Here is a 5,726-nt window from a genome sequence, read left to right as displayed (position 1 = left end):
GTCAGGGCGTCGAGGGCGTTGGGCGTCTTCATGTGCGCGGGTTCGCATACACCAACGCGCCGGTGGATGCAGCGCCCGTGGCCGGGTAGAACCCCGTCGTGATGCGTCTCCAGCCCTCCTGTGTCCTGCTCCCGTCGCTTCTGCTGCTCGGCAGCGCCTGCATCGTGGAGGCGCCCGGCGGCGCCAGCGCGCAGGAGCGGCGCGCGGCCACCGTCACCCAGGTGCCGCCCTTGTCCGTGAAGAACGGCGCGAACCTGGGCGGCAAGGTGGAGCTGGTGGGGGCCACGGTGGAGCCCGGCCGGCTGAAGGCCGGAGACCAGGCGAAGGTGGCGCTCTACTTCAAGGTGCTCCAGCCCATGGACGACGACTACCTCATCTTCGTCCACGTGGAGGACGCGGACGGCCGCGCCGAGCGCATCAACGTGGACCACAAGCCCGCGGGCGGCCTGCTGCCCACGTCGCAGTGGAAGCCCGGCGAGACGGTGAAGGACGAGTTCGCCATCTACGTCCCGCCTGGCTCGACGGCCCGCGCGCTGAACATCTGGCTGGGGTTCTGGGAGCCGCGCACGGACTCCCGGCTGCGCATCCTCAACCCCAAAGCCGTGCGCAACGACGGCAAGGACCGCGTCCTGCTGGGGCAGGTGCCCGTGGCGCGCTGAGTCGCGCCTGGACGGGCAGGGGAAAACGCCGGAGCGGCCGTGTAAGCCGAGTTCTGTCCCCACCCCTTTCGGGATGGGCGGTGAACATTCATCTAGGGCCCTGGTTGCCCAGGGGCCTCATCAGCGAGCAACCCGAACGCATGGGACGGGCCATCCCTGTCCTCCGGACGGCGAGGACGCGCTCCTATTGGCTCTTGCTCCAGGTGGGGTTTACCGAGCCGTCCGAGTCACCCCGGACGCGGTGCGCTCTTACCGCACCGTTTCACCCTTACCCGCCCCTTGCGGAACGGGCGGTCTGTTTTCTGTGGCACTTTCCTGCGAGTCGCCTCGACTGGCCGTTAGCCAGCACCCTGCCCTCTGGAGCTCGGACTTTCCTCCCGCCACCCATGACTGCGGTGACCGGCGTTCACCCGGGCCGCTCCGGCACCTAGCGCTTACAACAGCCGGGCAGGGGCGGTCCACTCCGGGGCGTGGGGAGACGTCCATCGTCCGTCAGGAACGCCGCCCCGTCCCGCGCGAGCACGCGGCGGCCCGTTCGAGGAGCAGCGCGCGCTCCCGCGTGTTCGCCGTGAGGGCGGCGGCCCGCTCGAACTCCGCGCGGGCCTCGTCCAGCCGGCCCAGCTTGCCGAGCAGGTCTCCCCGGACGCTGGGCAGCAGGTGGTAGCCCTGGAGCGAGGGCTCCGAGGTCAGCGCGTCCACGATGGCCAGGCCCGCCTCCGGGCCGAACGCCATGGAATGGGCGACCGCGCGATTGAGCTCCACGACAGGGGAGGGGACGACCTGGGCCAGCCTGTCGTAGAGCGCGGCGATGCGTGGCCAGTCCGTGGCCTCGGCCGTGCGCGCCCTGGCGTGGCACGCGGCGAGGGCGGCCTGGAGCGCATACGGGCCTTCGGCGCCTCCCAGCGCCTCGGCGCGTTCGAGCGCCGCGAGGCCCCGTCGGATGAGGAGCTGGTCCCAGAGCCCTCGGTTCTGCTCCAGCAGAAGCACGGGCTCTCCCTTGGGCCCCACGCGGGCCCGCGCGCGTGACGACTGAAGCTCCATCAGCGCGACGAGGCCATGGACCTCCGGCTCCTTCGGCGCGAGCCCCGCCAGGATGCGGCCCAGGCGCAGGGCGTCCTCGCAGAGCGCGGGCCGCATCCAGTCGTCGCCGGCCGTCGCCGAGTAGCCTTCGTTGAAGACGAGGTAGATGACCTCCAACACGGTCGACAGGCGGGCGGCCAGCGCGTCGCCTTCGGGGACCTCGAAGGGGACGTGTGCCTCCGCGAGCGTGCGTTTGGCGCGGACGATGCGCTGGGCCACGGTGGGGACGGGGACGAGGAAGGCGCGGGCAATCTCCTCGGTCGTCAGGCCTCCGAGCAGCCGGAGCGTGAGCGCCACCCGCGTCTCCTTGGAGAGCACCGGGTGGCAGGAGATGAACATCAGCCGCAGCAGGTCATCGCCCACGATGTCGTCGAGCGCGGCGTCCAGGTCCGGCGCGGCCGTGTCTTGCAGTGACTCCAACTCGTGACCGAGCTCCTCATGCTTGCGCTCGAGGAGCTTGCCCCGGCGCAGCTCGTCGATGGCGCGGCGCTTGGCGGTGGCCATGAGCCACGCGCCTGGGTTGTCTGGGACGCCCGACTCCGGCCACTTCTCGAGCGCGGCGACGAGCGCGTCCTGGGCGAGCTCCTCCGCGCGGCCGACGTCGCGCACCATCCGCGCGAGCCCCGCGATGAGGCGGGCGGACTCGATTCGCCAGACCGCTTGAATGGCCCGCTGTGTCTCGGTGGAAGCCGTCACGGGCGCAACTCAATCACCGTTCGCCTACGGCACAAGGGGCGTGCGCGCGCGGCGTTTCCTTTTGAGAGGGCGACGTGTACCGTCGGCGAGCCATGCGGCGGCTTGGAGACCCAGCGGGTAGCCGGTCCGTGATGCTGCGGTCCGCTGCCTCTCCGGGGTACCCCCGGGGACAACTCATCAGGAGCACACCGTCACGCGCGGCCGCCTCCGCGGCAAGCCGCGGTTCGGGCCACGCAAGACACGACAGGTGGGGCCACGCCGCCGCATGGCGTGAGTGTGGAAGATGAGCGAGCGGCGCGTCGTGGCTCAGGCGCTCGCGTCCGCGTTCCTCGCGGGGCCCTGGACGCTCAAGGGGCTCGTTGAAAGGGGCACGGAGGTCGTCGGAGGACGCGCACCGTGGGTGTCGTCCCTGGCGCGCAGCGCGATGAGCTTCTTCCCGCGTCCACCGCATGCGCGGATGGAGTTGCTCGGGGACTTGTTGGCTTCGCGTCCCGCGTTCACGCGGGGCTTCATGGACCCTTCGGCGCGTGCGCGCATCGTGCGCTGGATTGCCTCCGAGCCGCGGATGGCGCGGCAGCCGTGGCCCGTGCCAGCGCTGCCGACCCAGGCCGACCTCGCGGCGTGGCTGGGCGTGACGGGGCCTCAGTTGGACTGGCTGGCGGATGTGCCCGGCATTGAGCGCACGTCTCCACCAGGGCGGTGGCGGCGCTACCGGTACACCTGGATTCCGAAGCGCAGCGGCGGTGAGCGCCTGCTGGAGCGGCCGGGATTGGACCTGTCGCTGGTACAGCGCAAGGTGCTCCACGGCATCCTGGACCACGTTCCGCCGCATGACGCCGCGCATGGCTTCGTCTCGGGCCGAAGTGTCCGCAGCTTCGCGGAGCCCCACGCCCGGCAGGCCGTGGTGGTGCGGGTGGACCTGGAGGACTTCTTCTTCTCGGTGCGGCCCGCGCGAATCTGGGCGGTGTTCCGCACGGCGGGATATCCGGATGGCGTGGTGCGTGCGCTCGCGGGACTCTGCACGAACCGCGCGCCTGGCGCGGTGGTGTCGCAGGCGCGGCGGCCGGCTTCACTCGCCGAGGCGAGCGCGCGCTGGCGTCTGGCGCGGAGGCTCGAATCGCGTCACCTGCCACAAGGCGCGCCCACGTCGCCCGCGCTGGCCAACCTCGCGGCTTACCGGCTCGATGTCCGCCTGTCGGCGCTCGCCGCTGCCATGGGCGCGCGGTACACGCGCTACGCGGATGACCTGGCGTTCTCGGGTGGTGACGCCTTGGCCCGGCGCACGCACAAGTTGCTGCGGTACGTGAGCCAGATTCTCCGCGATGAGGGCTTCACGCCGCGCGCAGGGAAGACGCGGGTGATGCGCCGGAGCACCCAGCAGCGGCTCGCGGGCGTGGTGGTGAATGCGCATCCTTCCGTCCGCCGCGCGGACTACGAGCGGCTGAAGGCCATTCTCCACCTGTGCCGCACACGAGGCCCCGCGAGCCAGAACACCGAGAGCCATCCCGACTTCCGCGCGCACCTGCTGGGCCGCATCGCCTGGGTTGCACACCTGCACCCGGCCCGAGGCGCGAAGCTGCGCGCCTCCTTCGACCAGATTGCGTGGGACTGAAGAGCCCGCGCCTTTCGACGGATGTCGTCCCTGGAAGGTCTACAGCCGCTCATCAATGGCGCGGTTGCTCATCTCATCCGCCTCGGCGTTCTGCGCGCGGGGGACGTGGTGGAGCTTCACCTTGGTGAAGCCCTTGAGCAGCTTCCGCGCCTCTTCGTACAGCGGCTTCAGCGTCGGGCTCTTCACCTGGTAGCGCCCGCCGAGCTGACGAATCAGCAGTTCGCTGTCCGCGTAGACGTCCAGCTCGCGCGCGCCCAGGGACTGCGCGTGCTTCAGGCCCAGCAGCAGGCCCATGTACTCCGCGCAGTTGTTCGTCTGATGTCCCAGGAACCGCCCCAGCCGGGCCACCACGTTGCCCGCGGGGTCCATCAGCACCGCGCCCGCGCCCGCGGGCCCTGGATTGCCCCGGGCCGCGCCGTCCGAGTAGACGCGCAGCCGCGGATGCGAATCAGCAGCAGGCGCCGCGTCCACCGGAGGGCTCACGGCCCCAGCCAGCTCCTGCGTGCCCTTCGTCGCCGTGGCGGAGGCCGGCGGCATCCCGCCCAGCCGCTGCGCGGCCTCCTCGATGAGCTGCCCGAGGTGCTCCCGGGTGAGGCCCCGGAACTCTCGCACCGTCCCTTGCAACGGCTCCTCACGCGCGATGTGGCGGAGGATGTCGATGATGGACGGCGCGGGCATGTCCACGGAGCCGCGCCGCTACTTCGCCGCCGCCGGGGTTTCCTGCAGCGCTTCCACCGCGTAGATGATGCGGTTGCAAGAAGGACACACGTCCGTGCCCAGCCCGGTGCGGAGCTGGTTGTAGAGCTGCGGGGGCACGTTCATGTTGCAGCCCTGGCAGGTGCCGGCCACCACGCCGACCATGGCGGGCAGCTTCTTCTTGCGCACCACCTCGTAGCGGCGCAGCAGGGTGGCATCCACGGCCGAGGCCACTTCGGCCCGGCGGCCTTCCAGCCCCTTCACCTGGGACTCGGCCTCGCCCAGCTTGCCGCGCAGCTCCGTCATCCGGCCGGACAGGCCCTGCTGCTTCGTCGCGTAGTCGGCCTCCTTGCCCTTGATGGCCTCGCGGGCGCCGCCGAGCTGCTTCGTCAGCTCCGCCAGCTCCTCCGCCATCGTCAGATTGGCCTTCTTGGCGATGTCGATTTCACGGGCCAGGGCGGAGTACTCGCGGGTGGAACGCTGCTCGCTGAGCCGCGTCTCCCACTTCTTCACCTTGTCCTTCTCGTCCGTGATGTTCTGCTCGAGCTGGGCCTTCTGCTTCTCCATGTCGGAGACGCGTGCCCGCTCCGCCTCGATGGCACTGCGGGCCACACCCAGTTCCCGCTCCAACTCGGCAATCTGACGGGGGTGAACGTCCGCGGCCTTCCGGAGCGAGGCGACCTCGAGGTCCACGTTCTGCAGCTCCGCCAGCGCTTTCAATTTCTCCCGCAAAGTTGCTGCCTCCCACAGGGCCGCACCGTGTACGGCAACGGCCGAGCTCTTGTACCAACAAGGATGATGAGGGTCCAACGTCCAAATGGGCCATGAGTCATCCCTCGTGGCCCTCGCTGCCATGCCGCATTTGAAACAGCTTCACGCACCCGTTAGACCGGAGCGCGTGCTTCGTCCATCCTTCGTCGTCGTTCTCTGCGCGCTCGCTCCTGCCTGCAAGGAGCCCGCGTCCCCGCCGCCCACCACCACGC

Annotated in this window: 5 protein-coding genes and 1 other RNA gene; 2 read left to right on the top strand and 4 right to left on the bottom strand. The window is 70.4% G+C overall.

The features are described from left to right. Positions 1 to 101: 101 nt before the first annotated feature. Positions 102 to 659, top strand: a complete 558-nt coding sequence (locus G4D87_RS32560) for a hypothetical protein (protein WP_205507801.1) — start codon at positions 102 to 104, stop codon at positions 657 to 659. Between the two features lie 26 nt (positions 660 to 685). On the opposite strand, the gene rnpB is transcribed toward G4D87_RS32560, so the two are convergent. Continuing rightward, positions 686 to 1,081: RNase P RNA component class A (rnpB, locus tag G4D87_RS32555), an RNA gene on the bottom strand. Between the two features lie 70 nt (positions 1,082 to 1,151). After that, positions 1,152 to 2,435, bottom strand: coding sequence for an RNA polymerase sigma factor (locus G4D87_RS32550; RefSeq protein WP_163786581.1), 1,284 nt, complete (start codon positions 2,433 to 2,435; stop codon positions 1,152 to 1,154). Between the two features lie 283 nt (positions 2,436 to 2,718). Between G4D87_RS32550 and G4D87_RS32545 the strand changes: the two genes are divergently transcribed. After that, positions 2,719 to 4,047, top strand: coding sequence for a reverse transcriptase family protein (locus G4D87_RS32545; RefSeq protein ID WP_163786580.1), 1,329 nt, complete (start codon positions 2,719 to 2,721; stop codon positions 4,045 to 4,047). Positions 4,048 to 4,086: 39 nt separating this feature from the next. Here the strand turns inward: G4D87_RS32545 and G4D87_RS32540 are convergent, their stop codons facing one another. Then, positions 4,087 to 4,725, bottom strand: a complete 639-nt coding sequence (locus G4D87_RS32540) for a ribonuclease HI family protein (RefSeq protein WP_163786579.1) — start codon at positions 4,723 to 4,725, stop codon at positions 4,087 to 4,089. Between the two features lie 18 nt (positions 4,726 to 4,743). Beyond that, positions 4,744 to 5,475, bottom strand: a complete 732-nt coding sequence (locus G4D87_RS32535) for a zinc ribbon domain-containing protein (RefSeq protein WP_163786578.1) — start codon at positions 5,473 to 5,475, stop codon at positions 4,744 to 4,746. Positions 5,476 to 5,726: the final 251 nt, after the last annotated feature.

Origin of the sequence: Myxococcus vastator (assembly GCF_010894475.1) — a bacterium.
GTDB classification, from domain to species: domain Bacteria; phylum Myxococcota; class Myxococcia; order Myxococcales; family Myxococcaceae; genus Myxococcus; species Myxococcus vastator.
The sequence above is the reverse complement of the archived record's forward strand: the minus strand, read 5'-3'. Positions and strand labels throughout refer to the sequence as shown.